The 15,681-nt window shown below is 70.1% G+C and carries 15 protein-coding genes; 8 read left to right on the forward strand and 7 right to left on the reverse strand.

The annotated features are described in order from the left end of the window. Window positions 1–38 precede the first annotated feature (38 nt). From pobA to KCI33_RS03210, 7 genes are read left to right on the forward strand one after another with little or no spacing between them, the layout of a single operon-like run. A complete protein-coding gene (gene pobA, locus KCI33_RS03180; RefSeq protein ID WP_212523302.1) occupies window positions 39–1,208 on the forward strand; it encodes a 4-hydroxybenzoate 3-monooxygenase in 1,170 nt (389 codons plus the stop codon). After that, window positions 1,208–1,996, forward strand: coding sequence for a 3-oxoadipate enol-lactonase (gene pcaD / locus KCI33_RS03185; protein ID WP_212523303.1), 789 nt, complete (start codon window positions 1,208–1,210; stop codon window positions 1,994–1,996). The genes pobA and pcaD overlap by 1 nt, the downstream gene beginning before the upstream one ends. Next, window positions 1,989–2,366 carry a 4-carboxymuconolactone decarboxylase gene (pcaC, locus tag KCI33_RS03190; protein ID WP_212523304.1) on the forward strand — a complete coding sequence of 126 codons (378 nt, stop codon included), beginning with the start codon at window positions 1,989–1,991 and terminating at the stop codon, window positions 2,364–2,366. Before pcaD ends, pcaC begins: the two co-directional genes overlap by 8 nt. Before the next feature lie 38 nt (window positions 2,367–2,404). Then, window positions 2,405–3,133, forward strand: coding sequence for a protocatechuate 3,4-dioxygenase subunit beta (pcaH, locus tag KCI33_RS03195; protein ID WP_212523305.1), 729 nt, complete (start codon window positions 2,405–2,407; stop codon window positions 3,131–3,133). Further along, window positions 3,133–3,753, forward strand: coding sequence for a protocatechuate 3,4-dioxygenase subunit alpha (gene pcaG / locus KCI33_RS03200; RefSeq protein WP_212523306.1), 621 nt, complete (start codon window positions 3,133–3,135; stop codon window positions 3,751–3,753). Before pcaH ends, pcaG begins: the two co-directional genes overlap by 1 nt. 45 nt (window positions 3,754–3,798) lie before the next feature. Continuing rightward, on the forward strand, window positions 3,799–4,635 hold the full coding sequence (locus KCI33_RS03205) for a 3-keto-5-aminohexanoate cleavage protein (protein WP_212523307.1): 837 nt from the start codon (window positions 3,799–3,801) through the stop codon (window positions 4,633–4,635). Further along, window positions 4,635–5,702 carry a 3-carboxy-cis,cis-muconate cycloisomerase gene (locus KCI33_RS03210; RefSeq protein ID WP_212523308.1) on the forward strand — a complete coding sequence of 356 codons (1,068 nt, stop codon included), beginning with the start codon at window positions 4,635–4,637 and terminating at the stop codon, window positions 5,700–5,702. The genes KCI33_RS03205 and KCI33_RS03210 overlap by 1 nt, the downstream gene beginning before the upstream one ends. Here the strand turns inward: KCI33_RS03210 and KCI33_RS03215 are convergent. From KCI33_RS03215 to KCI33_RS03235, 5 genes are read right to left on the reverse strand one after another with little or no spacing between them, the layout of a single operon-like run. After that, window positions 5,699–6,634, reverse strand: coding sequence for a hypothetical protein (locus KCI33_RS03215; protein WP_349252169.1), 936 nt, complete (start codon window positions 6,632–6,634; stop codon window positions 5,699–5,701). The two genes, KCI33_RS03210 and KCI33_RS03215, sit on opposite strands and share 4 nt — an antisense overlap. After that, the gene (locus KCI33_RS03220) at window positions 6,631–7,140 is read right to left on the reverse strand and encodes a winged helix DNA-binding protein (protein WP_249138878.1); all 510 of its coding nucleotides are present in this window, start codon (window positions 7,138–7,140) and stop codon (window positions 6,631–6,633) included. Before KCI33_RS03220 ends, KCI33_RS03215 begins: the two co-directional genes overlap by 4 nt. 17 nt (window positions 7,141–7,157) lie before the next feature. Then, window positions 7,158–8,462, reverse strand: coding sequence for a TRAP transporter large permease subunit (locus tag KCI33_RS03225; RefSeq protein ID WP_212523310.1), 1,305 nt, complete (start codon window positions 8,460–8,462; stop codon window positions 7,158–7,160). Beyond that, window positions 8,462–9,013: a TRAP transporter small permease gene (locus KCI33_RS03230; RefSeq protein ID WP_212523311.1), complete on the reverse strand. Its 552-nt coding sequence runs from the start codon at window positions 9,011–9,013 to the stop codon at window positions 8,462–8,464. The genes KCI33_RS03225 and KCI33_RS03230 overlap by 1 nt, the downstream gene beginning before the upstream one ends. Window positions 9,014–9,070: 57 nt before the next feature. Continuing rightward, window positions 9,071–10,039, reverse strand: coding sequence for a TRAP transporter substrate-binding protein (locus KCI33_RS03235; protein WP_249138879.1), 969 nt, complete (start codon window positions 10,037–10,039; stop codon window positions 9,071–9,073). 153 nt (window positions 10,040–10,192) lie between these two features. Here KCI33_RS03235 and KCI33_RS03240 point away from each other — a divergent pair, with 153 nt between their 5' ends. Then, on the forward strand, window positions 10,193–13,831 hold the full coding sequence (locus KCI33_RS03240) for a hydantoinase B/oxoprolinase family protein (RefSeq protein WP_212523312.1): 3,639 nt from the start codon (window positions 10,193–10,195) through the stop codon (window positions 13,829–13,831). 69 nt (window positions 13,832–13,900) lie between these two features. On the opposite strand, the gene KCI33_RS03245 is transcribed toward KCI33_RS03240, so the two are convergent. Together KCI33_RS03245 and KCI33_RS03250 are read right to left on the reverse strand one after the other, a co-directional pair. Continuing rightward, window positions 13,901–15,079, reverse strand: coding sequence for a M20 aminoacylase family protein (locus KCI33_RS03245; protein ID WP_249138880.1), 1,179 nt, complete (start codon window positions 15,077–15,079; stop codon window positions 13,901–13,903). Between the two features lie 5 nt (window positions 15,080–15,084). Further along, window positions 15,085–15,681, reverse strand: coding sequence for a carbon monoxide dehydrogenase subunit G (locus KCI33_RS03250; protein WP_212523313.1), 597 nt, complete (start codon window positions 15,679–15,681; stop codon window positions 15,085–15,087).

Raw genomic sequence — 15,681 nt, forward strand, 5'->3', positions numbered from 1 at the left:
TTTCCACTCATTCACCTTGCCGTCAGGAGGATCAAGGGATGAGAACACAAGTCGTGATCGTGGGCGGCGGCCCCTCGGGTCTGCTGCTGGGCCAGCTGTTGCACCGCAAGGGGATCGACGCCGTGGTGCTGGAGCGCAAGACCCGGGACTATGTGCTGGGCCGCATCCGGGCGGGCATCCTGGAGCAGGGCTTCGTCAGCCTGCTGCGCGAGGCCGGCGCCGCCGAGCGGATGGAACGCGAAGCCTTCATCCATGACGGCACCATCATCTCCTACGACGACGCGCAGTTCGGTATCGACTTCAAGAAGCACACCGGCACCAGCGTCGTGCTCTATGGCCAGACCGAGGTGACGCGCGACCTCTATGACGCGCGCGCGGCCGTGGGCGCCAAGACCGTGTTCGAGGCCGCCGACGTCGCGATCCACGGCGCCGACACGGACGCACCCTATGTGACCTATGTGAAGGACGGCCGCGAGGAACGGATCGACTGCGATTTCGTCGCCGGCTGCGACGGCTTCCACGGCGTCAGCCGCCAGACCATCCCCGAGTCGGTGCGCACCGACTATGAAAAGGTCTACCCGTTCGGCTGGCTGGGCATCCTGTCGGAAACCCCGCCCGTGAATGACGAGTTGATCTACGCCAACTCCACCCGCGGCTTCGCGCTGTGCTCGATGCGCAACGCCAATCTCAGCCGCTATTACATCCAGTGCAGCCTGTCCGACCATGTCGAGGACTGGTCCGACCAGGCGTTCTGGGACGAGCTGCGCCGCCGCATCCCGGCCGAGGCCGCCGACCGGCTGGTCACCGGCCCCTCAATCGAGAAATCCATCGCGCCGCTGCGCAGCTTCGTGACCGAGCCGATGCGCTGGGGCCGGCTGTTCCTGTGCGGGGACGCGGCCCACATCGTGCCGCCGACCGGCGCCAAGGGGCTGAACACCGCCGCCTCGGACGTGCATTACCTCTATCACGGGCTGCTGCAATGGTATGAGGAGAAGGACGCCGAGGGCATCGACCGCTATTCCGAAAAGGCGCTGGCGCGGATCTGGAAGGCCGAGCGCTTCAGCTGGTGGATGACCTCGTTGCTGCACCGCTTCCCCGACCAGGACCCGTTCGACCTGAAGATGCAGCGCGCCGAGCTGGAATTCCTGCGCGACAGCGACGCGGCGCAGGCGGCGCTGGCGCAGAACTATGTCGGGCTGCCCTATTGATGCGGGTGGCCAGGCTGAACGATGTCGCGCTGCACTGGCGCGAGGACGGCGACCCGGCGGGCCGGCCGGTGGTCTTCGCCAATTCGCTGGGCACCGATCTGCGGCTGTGGGACAAGGTGATCCCGCGCCTGCCGCAGGGGCTGCGGCTGATCCGCTTCGACAAGCGCGGGCATGGGCTGTCGTCCTGCCCCGCCGCGCCCTACGACATGGAGGCGCTGATCGCCGACGCCGAGGCGCTTATCGACCATCTGGGCGTGCGCGACAGCCTGTTCGTGGGACTCTCCATCGGCGGCATGATCGCGCAGGGGCTGGCGGCGCGCCGGCCCGACCTGGTGCGCGCCGCGGTGCTGTCGAACACCGCAGCCAAGATGGGCACGGCCGAGATGTGGGCCGGCCGGATCGCCGCGATCGAGGCCGGCGGGATCGCCGCGCTGGCCGAGCCGATCCTGGAGCGCTGGTTCGGCGCCGCCTTCCGCGCGACCGATGAGCTGGAGGCCTGGCGCAACATGCTGGTGCGCACGCCGAAGGACGGCTACCTGGGCTGCTGTCACGCGCTGGCCGGCGCCGACCTGACGGAACGCACCCGCGGCTTGCGCCTGCCCGTGCTGGCCATCGCCGGTTCCGAGGACGGCGCCAGCCCGCCCGATCTGGTCCGCGCCACCGCCGATCTTGTGGCCGGCGCGCGCTTCGCGCTGATCGAGGGCGCGGGACACCTGCCGCCGGTCGAGGCGCCGGAACGCTACGCCGGAATACTGAACGCATTCATCGAAGAGGTCGGACATGTCTGAACGCTATGCCAGGGGGATGGAGATCCGCCGCGGGGTCCTGGGCGACGCGCATGTCGACCGCGCCGAGGCCAACAAGACCGATTTCGACGCGCCGTTTCAGGAGTTGATCACCGAGGCCGCCTGGGGCACTGTCTGGGCAAGCGACGCGATCACACCGCGCGAACGCTCGATGCTGACGCTGGCGCTTCTGGCGGCCACGGGCAATTTCGAGGAAATTCCGATGCATGTGCGCGCGACCGCCCGCACCGGGGCGAGCGAGCGCGACGTGATCGAGGCGTTCCAGCATGTCGCGATCTACGCCGGCGTGCCGAAGGCGAACCATGCCATCAAGCTGGCCAAGCAGACTTATGCCGAAATGGCGGAGGAGTAAGCGGGCCGCGCGGCCCGATACGGGAGGAGACGACGGATATGAACCACAAGGGCGAATATTACCAACGCGACCGGGAATGGCACCCGCCGGCCTTTGACAAGGGCTACAAGACCTCGGTCACGCGCTCGCCGCAATATGCGCTGATCTCGCTGGAAAACAGCCCCAGCGAAATCACCGGGCCGGTGTTCGGCCACAACGACATCGACCCGCTGGACAACGACCTGATCAGCAACTACGCCCAGCCCGGCGAAAGCCCGATCGGCGAGCGGATCATCGTGCACGGCCGCGTTCTGGACGAGAACGCCCGCCCCGTGCCGAACACGCTGGTCGAGATCTGGCAGGCCAACGCCGGCGGCCGCTACCGCCACAAGAAGGACACCTATCTCGCGCCGATCGACCCCAATTTCGGCGGCTGTGGCCGGACCCTGACCGACGAGAACGGATATTACTATTTCCGAACCGTCAAGCCCGGCGCCTACCCCTGGCGCAACTACATCAACAGCTGGCGGCCCGCGCATATCCATGTGTCGGTTTTCGGCGCGTCCTTCGCGCAGCGGCTGATCACGCAGCTCTATTTCGAGGGCGACCCGCTGATCCCGCGCTGCCCGATCGTGAACACGATCCCCGATCCCGACGCGATCCAGCAGCTCGTGGCCAAGCTCGACCTGAACGCGACGATCCCGCTGGACACGATCGCCTACAAGTTCGACATCGTGCTGCGCGGGCGCCGCTCGACCCTGTTCGAAAACCGGCTGGAGGGGAACTGATGGAACAGAAGCTCGACTATCTCAAGGAAACCCCCTCGCAGACCGCGGGCCCCTACGTCCATATCGGCCTCGCGCCGGGCGCCGCGGGATTCGACATCTACCGCCAGGAGCTGGGCTGGGACATCGCCGGCCCCAACGCCAAGGGAGAGCGCATCCGCGTCGAGGGCATCGTCATCGACGGCACCGGCAGCCCGGTCAAGGATGTCCTGCTGGAGGCCTGGCAGGCGAATTCGCAGGGCATCTACGCCCATCCCGAACACGACGGCGAGGTCGAGGAGGGCTTTCGCGGCTGGGGCCGGGTGATCACCGATTTCGACACCGGCGAATGGGGCTTTGACACCGTAAAGCCGGGCCCGGTGATGGGCCGCAACGGCCAGATGATGGCGCCGCATATCAACCTCTGGATCGTGGCGCGCGGCATCAACATCGGCCTCAACACCCGGATCTATTTCGACGACGAGGCCGAGGCCAACGCCGCCGACCCGGTGATCAACGGCGTCGAGTGGGAGCGCCGCCGCCAGACCCTGATCGCCCGGCGCACGGAACGCGACGGCCAGGTCGTCTATCGTTTCGACATCCGGCTTCAGGGCGGCGACGAGACCGTCTTCTTCGACATCTGACCATCCGCGCGGCCCCCAAGGGCCGCGCCGTCACATGAGGGACAAATGAGCAAACCCTGCATCCTGTGCTGCGCCATCACCGGCTCGCTGCCGACCAAGGAAAACAACCCGGCGGTGCCGATCTCGATCTCCGAACAGGTCGAGAGCAGCCACGAGGCGGTCGAGGCCGGCGCATCGATCATCCACGCCCATGTCCGCAACGAGGACGCCACCCCCAGCTCCGACCCCGAGAAATTCGCGCGGCTGAAGGAAGGGCTGGAGAAACACTGCCCCGGCGTGATCATCCAGTTCTCCACCGGCGGTCGCTCGGGTGCGGGCCAGGCGCGCGGCGGCATGCTGCCCCTGCGCCCCGACATGGCCTCGCTGTCTGTGGGCTCCAACAACTTCCCCACCCGGGTCTACGAGAACCCGCCGGATCTGGTGGACTGGCTCGCCTCCGAGATGGTGAAATACGAGATCACGCCCGAGGTGGAGGCGTTCGATCTGTCGCACATCCTCCAGGCGATCAGGATGCACGAAGAGGGCCGCCTTTACGGCAAGCTCTATGTGCAATTCGTGATGGGCGTGAAGAACGCCATGCCCGCCGACAAGCAGGTGTTCGACTTCTACGCCCGGATCATGGCCGAGCGCGCGCCGGGCGCCGAATGGTGCGCCGCGGGCATCGGGCCGAACCAAGTCGTGGTCAACGAATGGGCCATCGCGGCGGGCGGGCATACCCGCGCCGGGCTTGAGGACAACGTGCGGCTGGACCGCGACACGCTGGCGCCGTCGAACGCCGCGCTGATCCGGCGCGCGGCCGATCTGTGCGAGAAATACGGCCGCCCCGTGGCCACGCCCGCGCAGGCGCGCGAGATCCTCGGGCTGCGGCCGGCGGGCGCCTGATGGGGCCCGATCCCTTCACCCATCCCTGGCTGGGCGGCCTCTTCGCCGACGAGGAGGTCGCCGCGCCGCTGTCGGCGCAGGCGCAGTTGGCCGCGATGCGGCGGGTCGAGGCAGCCTATTCCCGCGCGCTGGGGACGGCGGGCGTCGTCGAGGCCGGTCTCGCCGAGCGCGCCGCCGCGGCAATCGAGGCCGCGACGTTCGACATGGCCGCCCTGCGCGCGGGCACCGCGCGCGACGGGGTCGTGGTCCCCGACCTGGTGAAGCAGCTGAAGGCCCAGGCCGAGGCGACGCTGCACCCAGCGATCCACCGCGGCCTGACCTCGCAGGACGTGACCGACAGCGCGCTGGTGCTGGCGCTGAAGGATCTGCTGCCGCTCTTCGACGCGCGGCTGGCGGCGCTGGAGGCGGCGCTGGAGGCCCTGATCGCGGAACATGGCGATGCGCCCCTGATGGGCCGCACACGGATGCAGGCCGCCCTGCCCGTCACCGTGGCCGACCGGGTGGAAAGCTGGCGCGCGCCGCTGGCCGATCACCGCGCGCGGCTGGCCGAGATGACCCCTCGCCTCATGCGCCTGCAATTCGGCGGCGCGGTGGGCACCCGGCACGTTCTGGGCGGCAAGGGCGACGCGGTGGCCGCGGCGCTGGCCGCGGCCCTCGCCCTCGGCAACCCGCCCAAGGCCTGGCACGCGATGCGCGACGGGCTGGGAGAGCTGGCCTCGTGGCTGTCGCTGGTCGCGGGCACCTTGGGCAAGATCGGGCAGGACATGGCGCTGATGGCGCAGCAGGGCATCGACGAGATCCGGCTGTCGGGCGGCGGCGGCTCCTCGGCCATGCCGCACAAGCAGAACCCGGTGCGCGCCGAGCTGCTGGTCACGCTGGCGCGCTACACCGCGACGCTTCTGCCCGGCATGCACCACGCGCTGGTGCATGAGCAGGAGCGCTCCGGCACCGGATGGGCGCTGGAATGGCTGGTGCTTCCGCAGATGCTGATCGCCACCGGACGGGCCCTGGCCGTGGCCGGCGAAACCGTTGCCGCGATCGAGCGCATCGGATCGCCCGCGCCCTAACGCGCCTCCGGCGCCCACCGCAACAGGCGCGGCAGGATCAGGGGCGTCAGATACATCGGCACCTGGTAGCAGCCGACGAACAGCAGCAGCGCCTCGACCGTCTCGGGCGGCAGCGCGGCGAGGAAGATCGCGAGGTTGCGGTTTCCGGCGGCGACGGCCAGCCCCGCCGCCTGCGCCCCGGGCATCACGCGGCGGCTGCCCCGCCACATCCCGTAGGTCAGGCCGATGTTCAGGGCGAACGCCAGCGCCATGTAGCCGATCAGCCCCGGATCGAGCGCCAGCGCCGCCGGCCCCACCGCCGACATCAGCCCGATCACCACCAGCCCCATGACCAGCGCCATCGCCCCGTCGATGGCCGGCCCCGCGGCGGGTGCGGCCAGCGCCGGAACCGCGCGGCGCAGCCAGAACGCCAGCCCCGTCGCCAGCGCGATCACGCCCAGCAGCCGCGCGGCCCCGGCAACCACCGAAAGCACATCGGGAAAGACCGGCAGCAGCAGGAAGACCGGCACCGCGCTCAGCGGCAGAAGCGCGGTGCCGAGGATCAGCTGCCGCATCGCCACGCCCGCATCCGCGCCGCACATCGCCGCCAGCCCCGGCGTGCCGGTGATCGGCGCCCCGGCCAGGACCAGCACCACGCCCGTCGCGGCCACCGTGCCCAGCCCCCCTGCCCCGCCCAGAACGGCGCAGGCCAGCAGCGGCAGCGCCAGTTGCAGGACCAGCGTCACCGCCACCGCCCGCGGCAGACCGCTGCGCGCGGGCAGCGCGGCGGCGGGGCCGAGGCGCAGCGCGGCGAGAAACAGCATCAGCGCGATCAGCGGCACGATGGCCGGCGCCATGACCCGCGCCAAGGCCGGCCAGACGATGCCCAGCCCCAGCCCCGCGATCAGCAGCCAGCGGCCATGCCGGGCCAGCCCGGCGAGCGCGCGGGTCACAGCGCGGCCGCCGCCCGGGCCGCCTGGTCATAGCTGCCCGACAGCGCCCGCAGCAGCGCGGCCAGCCGGGACATCTCGTCGGGGTCCATGCCGGCGGCGGCCACGCCCTTGACCAGCAGCGCCTCGCGCACCTCGGCATAGCGGGCGCACAGCGCCGCGCCCTCGGGGGTGATCGACACGGTTTTCTCCTTGCCCTTCTTGCCGGCCGCGACCAGCCCCCGCTCGCCCAGCTTGCGCAGGGCGTAGTTGACCAGATGGGTGTCCTCGACATTGAGCACCAGGCAGATATCGGCCAGCGTCTTGGGCCGCTCGCGGTGGTGCACCAGATGCAGCACCAGCACCTCAAGCGGCGCCATCCCGGGCGCCCCCGACGCCGCCGCGCAGCGCGTCATCCAGCGCTGGAAGGCGTGGTTGGCCATGGTGATGGCGAACTCCACCTCGGACAGTTCGGGCAGTTCCGAATTGGCCAGATGGGCCGAGCTGACGACAGGTCCGACGCGGCGCATGTTTTCTCCCTCCCCGCTCATTTCGACAACATCGTCCCCGGCAGCCACAGCGCGATCCCGGGGAACAGCGTCAGCAGCGCCACCGCCAGCACCAGGAGGCCGAAGAACGGCAGCGCATAGCGCGCGATGGCGAAGATGTCCCGGCCGGTGATGGTCTGCAAGACGAAGAGGTTGAAGCCCACCGGCGGGGTGATCTGGCTCATCTCCACCACCAGCACCAGGAAGACGCCGAACCAGATCGGGTCGATCCCGGCCTGCGTCACCATCGGCAGGATGATGGAAACGGTCAGCACAACGATGGAAATGCCGTCCAGGAACATCCCCATGACGATGAAGAACACCGTCAGCGCCGCCAGCAGGGTGAAGGGCGACAGGCCCATCCCCCCGATCCAGGCCGCCAGCTGGCGCGGGATGCCGGTATAGCCCATGGCCACGGTCAGAAAGGCCGCGCCGGCCAGGATGAAGCAGATCATGCAGGTGGTCACGGTCGCCGCGCGCAGCGCGTCGAAGAATCCGGCGCGATCCATCGCGCCGGTCGCCCAGGCCAGCAGCAGCGCGCCGGCGACCCCGATCACCGCCGCCTCGGTCGGGCTGGCGATACCGGCGTAGATCGAGCCGATCACAGCCAGGATCAGCCCCACCACCGGCAGCAGCCGCGCCATGGCGCGCAGCGCCTCGCCGCGGCTCGTCGCGGGCTCGTCCTCGGGCATGCGGTCGCGGTTGAAGGCCGACCAGAGCATGATGTAGCCGGAGAACAGCGCCGCCAGCATCAGCCCCGGCACCACGCCGGCGAGGAACAGCCGCGCGATGGATTGCTCGGTCGCCGCGCCATAGACGATCAGGATGATCGAGGGCGGGATCAGGAAGCCGAAGGTGCCCGAACCGGCCAGCGTGCCGATCACCATGCGCGGGTCGTAGCCGCGGCGGGTCAGCTCCGGCACCGACATGCGCCCGATGGTGGCCGTGGTCGCGGCGGACGAGCCCGAGACGGCTGCAAACAGCGCGCAGCCCAGAACGTTGACATGCAAGAGCCGTCCCGGCAGCCGCGCGGTGAAGGGCGCAAGCCCCGAGAACATTTCCGCCGACAGGCGCGACCGCACCAGGATCTCGCCCATCCAGATGAACATCGGCAGCGCGGTCAGGTCCCAGACCGTCAGCCCACCCCAGACCTTGGTGGCGAAGACGAGGCTCACCGGCGCAGAGGAGGCCGCGGCCATCGCCACGAGGCCCACCGCGATCAGCGCGAAACCGACCCACAGGCCCGCGGCCAGCGCCCCGAAAAGAACGACGATCAGAAGCGGGGCGAGAAGCGACAGATCCATCAGCCATTCTCCCCGCGTGCGGCCTCGGCCTGCTCATGGGCCGGCGTTTCGCCGCGCGCCAGCGCCGCCATCGCATCGAGCAGCGCCACGCCGAGCAGCGCGAGCCCCAGCGTCATCACGCCTTGCGGCAGCCACAGCGGCACCTTGACCATGCCGTAGCTGAGCGAGCCGAAGCGCCAGCTGTCCAGCGTCTGCACCGCGCTCGACCAGGTGGCGAAACCGGCCAGCCCCACGGCGCAAAGGGTCACGGCCAGCCCCAGCAGCCGCGCCGCACCCGGGGCCATGGCCCGCGTCAGCAGCGTCACCCGCACATGCCCGCCCGCGCGCAGCGTCCCGGCAAGGCCCAGGAACACCGCCCCGATGAACAGGAAGGCCCCGATCTCGGCCAGCGAGGGCACGGTCAGCCCCGGCGGCGGCGCACCGATGGCACGGGCGGCGCGGTCGATCAGCCGCCCCGCGATCTGGATCAGCACCAGAACCGCGATGGCCGCGAAGGTCAGCGCGGCCAGCGCCAGCGCCGCGTCATAGAGCCGGTCGAGAAGACGACGCATGAGCCCCTCCCAGGATGAGGAAAGGACAGGGCCGGTCCGGCCCCGCCCCGGTCAGGCTCACTTGGCCGCGGTGTAGGCGTCGATCAGCGCGGCGCCCTCGTCGCCGGCGGAGGCCAGCCATTCCGCGGTCATGGTCTTGCCGATCTCGGCCAGTTCCGCCTTCAGCGTGTCCGAAGGCGCGGAAACGGTCATGCCCTTTTCCTTGAGCGTGGCGATCTTGGCGGCGGTCTCGGCCGCCGACATCTCCCAGCCGCGGGCCTCGGCCTTGGCGGCGGCGTCCCTGACGGCGGCCTGCTGATCGGCCGGCAGCGCCTCAAGCGCGCGGCTGTTCACAATCACCATGTTCTTGGGCAGCCATGCCTGCGTGTCGGTGTAATGGGTGGTGAAATCCCAGGCCTGGCTGGAGACGCCGGTCGACGGCGAGGTGATCATCGCGGCCACGCGCCCGGTGGCGAAGGCGGTGGGGATGTCACCGGTCTCGATCTGGGTCGGCACCGCACCCATCAGCTGCGCCAGACGCTCTGTCGCGGTGTTGTAGGCGCGGAAGGCGGCGCCCTGCAGATCGGCGGTCGAATTGACCGGCTCTTTGGTGTAGATGCTCTGCCCCGGCCACGGCACGGCATAAAGCAGCGTCAGACCCTGCGCGGCGAGCTTTTCCTCGACCAGCGGGCGCGAGACATCCCACAGCGCGCGGGCCTCGTCATAGCTGCTGGCCAGGAAGGGGATCGAGTCGACGGCGAAGACCGGGTCCTCGTTCGCGAGCCGCGACATCAGGGTCTCGCCGATCGGCGCGAGGCCGCGGCGCACCGAATCCTTGATCTCGGGATGGGCGAAAAGCGCGCCCGCGGAATGCACGGTGATGGTCAGCGCGCCGCCGGTGGCCTCGGACACGTCGGCGGCGAATTGCTGGATGTTCTGGGTGTGGAACACGCTGTCGCCATAGGGCGTGGGCATGTCCCAGTTCTCCGCCGCGGCGGGAAGGGCCAAGGCCGCGCCGACAAGGGCACCGGCAAGCGGTTTGAGCATGTGAAAGGTCATTTTTCTTGTCCCTGTTGGTTGCGGTGGCGAACTGATTGACGGGCCGGCCACCCCGGACCCGACACAGGCAGCTTGACCACACACTTGCATTTTGTCAATAATTTGTAAGCGAGAACGCAAGCCAGAGCCGGGAGGATCACGATGGGCGATCAGGCAGAGAACGGACAAGTCACCCGGCGCTGGGATTTTTGGATCGACCGCGGCGGCACCTTCACCGATGTCATCGGCCGCGCCCCCGAGGGCGAGCTGACGGCGCTGAAGCTGCTGTCGGAAAACCCCGAGGCCTACGAGGATGCCGCGATCGAGGGCATCCGGCGCCTGCTGCGGCTCGCGCCCGGCGCGGCGATCCCGCCCGGGCGCGTGGGCACGGTGCGGATGGGCACCACGGTCGCCACCAACGCCCTGCTGGAGCGCAAGGGCGACCGCACCCTGTTGCTGATCACCAAGGGCTTCCGCGATGCGCTGCGCATCGCCTACCAGGACCGCCCGGACATCTTCGCCAAGGAGATCATCCTGCCCGAGCAGCTCTATGAGCGCGTGGTCGAGGTGGAGGAGCGCGTCCGCGCCGACGGCACGGTCGAACGCGCCCTCGACCCCGCCTCGGTGGCCGGGGCGCTGGCGCAGGCCAGGGCCGACGGGATCGACGCGGTGGCGATCGTTCTGATGCACGCCTGGGCCGCACCGGAGCACGAGAGGATGCTGGTCGACGCCGCCCGCGCCGCGGGCTTCGGCCAGATCTCGGCCAGCCACGAGGTCTCGCCGCTGATCAAGCTGGTGGGGCGTGGCGACACAACGGTTGTCGATGCCTATCTGACGCCGATCCTGTCGCGCTATGTGGCGCGGGTCGCCTCGGCGCTGGGCGCGACGCCGCCGGACCAGCCGGGGCCGACGCTGCAATTCATGATGTCCTCGGGCGGGCTGACCGCCGCCGACCGCTTCAAGGGCCGCGACGCGATCCTGTCGGGCCCGGCGGGCGGCGTCGTGGGCATGGCACGCACCGGGCAACTGGCCGGCCATGACCATGTGATCGGCTTCGACATGGGCGGGACCTCGACCGATGTGGCGCATTTCGACGGCAATTTCGAGCGCGCCTTCGAGACCCAGGTCGCGGGCGTGCGGATGCGCGCACCGATGCTGCGCGTCCACACCGTGGCCGCCGGCGGCGGCTCCATCCTGCATGCCGAGCCGGGGCGCTTCCGCGTCGGGCCCGACAGCGCGGGGGCCGATCCCGGCCCCGCCTGCTATCGCCGCGGCGGGCCGCTGACCGTCACCGACGCCAACGTCATGCTGGGCAAGCTGAACCCCGAATTCTTCCCCGCCATCTTCGGCCCCGATCAGGACCAGCCGCTGGACCGCGACGCCGTCGCCGCGCGTTTCGCCGAAATCGCCGGGGCCGAGGGCAAAAGCGCGGAGGAGGTCGCCGAGGGCTTCCTCCAGATCGCGGTGGAGAACATGGCCAACGCGATCAAGAAGATCTCCGTCCAGCGCGGCCATGACGTGACGCGCTACCTGCTCAACGCCTTCGGCGGCGCGGGCGGGCAGCATGCCTGCCTGGTGGCCGACGCGCTGGGCATGACCCGCGTGCTGATCCATCCGCTGTCGGGCCTGCTGTCGGCCTACGGCATTGGCCTCGCGCGCGTCACCGAGGCGCGCCAGCAGGGGCTTGAGGTGGAAATGCAGCAGGGCGCGCTGGAGGGCATCGAGGCATCGCTCGCCCGGCTGACCGGCGAGGTGCGCGCGGCGCTTTCCGCCCAGGGCGTGGCCGAGGCGGCGATCGGGCTGACCCGCCGGCTGCACCTGCGCTATGCCGGCACCGACACCGCCCTGCCCGTCCTTTGGGACGGCGACATGGCCGGGGCACGGGCACAGTTCGAGGCCGCGCATATGTCCGAGTTCGGCTTCACCGACCCCGACGCGCCGCTGATCGTCGAGGCGACCGAGATCGAGGGCCAGGCCGGCGACGCCGACGCCGAGCCGGAACCGGCCGCCGACCTGGCCGAGGGCGCGGCCGAGGCCGAAACCCGCGTGCCGGTCTATTCCGGCGGGCAGTGGCACGACGCGGCGGTGGTCCGCCGCGCGGCCATGACGCCCGGCCGCAGCGTCACCGGCCCCGCGCTGATCATCGAGGCCAACCAGACCGTGGTGGTCGAGCCCGGCTGGCGCGCCGAGGTCACCGCCCGCGACCACATCCTGATGACCCGCGTCACCGCCGCCGCGCGCCAGCGCGCCGCGGGCACCGAGGCCGACCCGGTGCTGCTGGAGGTCTTCAACAACCTGTTCATGAACATCGCCGAGCAAATGGGCGTGGCGCTTCAGAAAACCGCGCGTTCGGTAAACATCAAGGAACGGCTGGATTTCTCCTGCGCGGTGTTCGACGCCGAGGGCGCGCTGGTCGCCAACGCGCCGCATATGCCGGTGCATCTGGGCTCCATGGACCGCTCGGTCGAGACGGTGATCCGCCTGAACCGCGGCCAGATCCGGCCCGGCGACGTCTATGCGCTGAACGCCCCCTACAACGGCGGCACCCACCTGCCCGACATCACCGTGGTCACGCCGGTCTTCGACACGGCAGGCAAGGACATCCTGTTCTGGGTCGCCTCGCGCGGCCACCATGCCGATGTGGGCGGCATCGCGCCGGGCTCGATGACGCCGCGCGCCACGCGGGTGGACGAGGAAGGTGTCCTGATCGACAACTTCAAGCTGGTCGAGGACGGGCGCTTCCGCGAGGGGCCGCTGCGCGAATTGCTGGCCGACCACCCCTACCCCTGCCGCAACCCCGACCAGAACGTCGCCGACCTCAAGGCGCAGGTCGCCGCCAACGCCCGCGGCGTGGCCGAGCTGCGCCACATGATCGAAGGCTTCGGGCTGGACGTGGTGCAGGCCTATATGGGCCATGTTCAGGACAACGCCGCGGCCGAGGTCTCGCGCGTGATCGGGCGGCTGTCGGACGGGGCCTACGAATACCCCACCGACACCGGCCAGGTGATCAGGGTCAAGGTGACGGTGGACCGCGAGCGCGGCGAGGCCACGGTGGATTTCACCGGCACCTCTCCGGCGATGGCGAACAATTTCAACGCGCCCGCGCCGGTGACGCGCGCCGCCGTCCTTTACGTCTTCCGGGTGATGGTCGAGGCGCCGATCCCGATGAACGCGGGCTGCCTGCGCCCGGTAAAAATCGTGGTGCCCGAGGGCTCCATGCTCGCCCCGCGCTACCCCGCGGCGGTGGTCGCCGGCAACGTGGAGACCAGCCAGCATGTCACCAACGCGCTGTTCGGCGCGCTGGGGGCGATGGCCAACAGCCAGGGCACGATGAACAACCTGACCTTCGGCAACGAACGGCACCAGTATTACGAGACGATCTGCTCGGGCAGCCCGGCGGGGTGGATGAACGACGGCACCGGCTTCGCCGGGACCGACGGGGTGCATGTGCACATGACCAACTCGCGGCTGACCGATCCCGAGATCCTGGAGCTGCGCTACCCGGTGGTGCTGGAGGAGTTCGGCATCGACGCGGGTTCGGGCGGCAAGGGCACCTGGTGCGCGGGCGACGGCACCACGCGGCGCATCCGCTTCCTCGAGGCGATGGACCTCGCGATCCTGTCCTCGCACCGCGAGATCGCGCCGCGCGGCATCGGCAGCGGCGGCCCGGGCCGCGTGGGGCGGACGGAAATCCACCGCGCCGACGGCACCGTCGAGGTGCTGGCCGCCGCCGACCAGACCCATGTCGCCCCGGGCGACGCCGTGGTCATCGTCACGCCGACGGCGGGCGGCTGCGGCTAGAAAAGGCGGCGGGGCGCCGGCCATCGCCGACGCCCCCGCGATCCATGCGGAAACCTGGGCCGCCGCGGCCTAGGCCGGGCGGTTCCCGGCGTTCAGCGCCCGCGCCGCGACCTCGCAGAAATACTGCGCGCCCAGCGTCAGGATCTCGTCGTTGAACTGGTAGTTCGGGCTGTGCAGGTTGCGCCCGCCCTCGGCCGGTCCGTTGCCGATCCAGATATAGGCGCCGGGGCGGTCGTTCAGCATGAAGGCGAAATCCTCGGCCGCCATGCTGGGCGGCAGGTCGGTGGCCACGGCCTCGGGCCCGACGATGCCCTGCGCGGCCTCCAGCGCCAGCGCGGCGGCGGAGGCGGCGTTGATGGTGGCAGGATAGCGGCGCAGGTAATCGAACTCCGCCTCGGCGTGATAGGCCGAGGCGATGGCACGGGCGCGGTGGCCCATCTCCGCCTCAAGGAAATCGCGGGTCCCGGGCGCGAAGGTCCGCACCGTGCCGCGCAGCACGATCCGCTCGGGGATGACGTTCAGCGTGTCGCCGGCGTGGATCTGGGTGATCGAGATCACCGCCGGATCGACGGGCGCGACGGCGCGGCTGATCAGCGTCTGCCAGGCCATCTGCACCTGCGCGGCCAGGGTGATCGGGTCGATCCCCTCATGCGGCATGGCGCCGTGGCTGCCGCGCCCGATCAGGCGCAACTCGAACGTGTCGAAGGCGGCCATCACGGGCCCGGAATGCACGGCAAAGCGCCCGGCCTCCAGCCCCGGCCAGTTGTGCATCGAGAACACCTGATCGACCGGGAAACGCGCGAACAGGCCGTCCGCGATCATCTCGCGCGCGCCGCCCTCGTTCTCCTCGGCGGGCTGGAAGATGAACACCACCGTGCCCGGCCCCGGCGGGTTCGCCGCCATGTGCTTCGCCGCGCCCAGCAGCATCGTGGTGTGGCCGTCATGGCCGCAGGCATGCATCTTGCCCGGGGTGGTCGAGGCATAGGGCAGCCCCGTCGTCTCGGTCACGTCGAGCGCGTCGATATCCGCGCGCAGGCCGACGGTCCAGCCGTCGCCGTTGCGCAGGATGCCGACGACGCCGGTGCCCGCGATCCCCTCATGCACCTCCAGCCCCATCGCGCGCAGTTCGCGGGCGATGAAGACGGCGGTGCGATGTTCCTGAAAGGCGGTCTCGGGATGCGCGTGCAGGTCGTGGCGCCATTGCGTGAGCAACGGCAGCATGGCCTGGATATCGTCTGCAATACGCATCGCGGTCACCCGAAGATGAGGGTCAGGCCGATACCGAGGGCGAGGCCGACAAGAAGCCAGGCCACGCGGTCGATCAGCGGAATATGCCCAGCCGCCGCGGGCGCCGCGGCGGGCGCCGCGCCGGCGGCAGCACCACCTGCCGGGGTGGCGGCAGCCTGTTCGCCGCCCGTCAGCACGCGCGAGAATCCGGCGAAGAAGTCGTCGGCCGTCTTTTTCGCGACGCCTTGGATCAGGCGGCCGCCGACGCTGGCCAGCTTGCCGCCGATATCGGCGTCGGCGACATAGCTCAACCGCGTGCCGTCGCCCTCGGGCGCCAGCGTGATCCGGGCCTCGCCCTTGGCGAAGCCCGCAGGCCCGCCCTGACCGCGCCCGCGCAGCGTGTAGGAGACCGGCGGGTTCAGGTCGGCCAGTTCCACCTTGCCCTTGAAGGTGGCCGAAACCGGCCCGACCTTGGCGACCACGGTGGCGGTGAACTCACGCTCGCCGGTCTGCTCCATCGCCTGGCAGCCGGGGATGGAGCGGCGCAGCACCTCGGGGTCGTTCAGACCTTTCCAGACCGCCTCGGGGGCGGCCGGGATCAGGGCATCGCCTTCGAACCGCAT

The sequence above is a fragment of the Actibacterium sp. MT2.3-13A genome (genome assembly GCF_018139985.1).
Taxonomy (GTDB): domain Bacteria; phylum Pseudomonadota; class Alphaproteobacteria; order Rhodobacterales; family Rhodobacteraceae; genus JAGSOU01.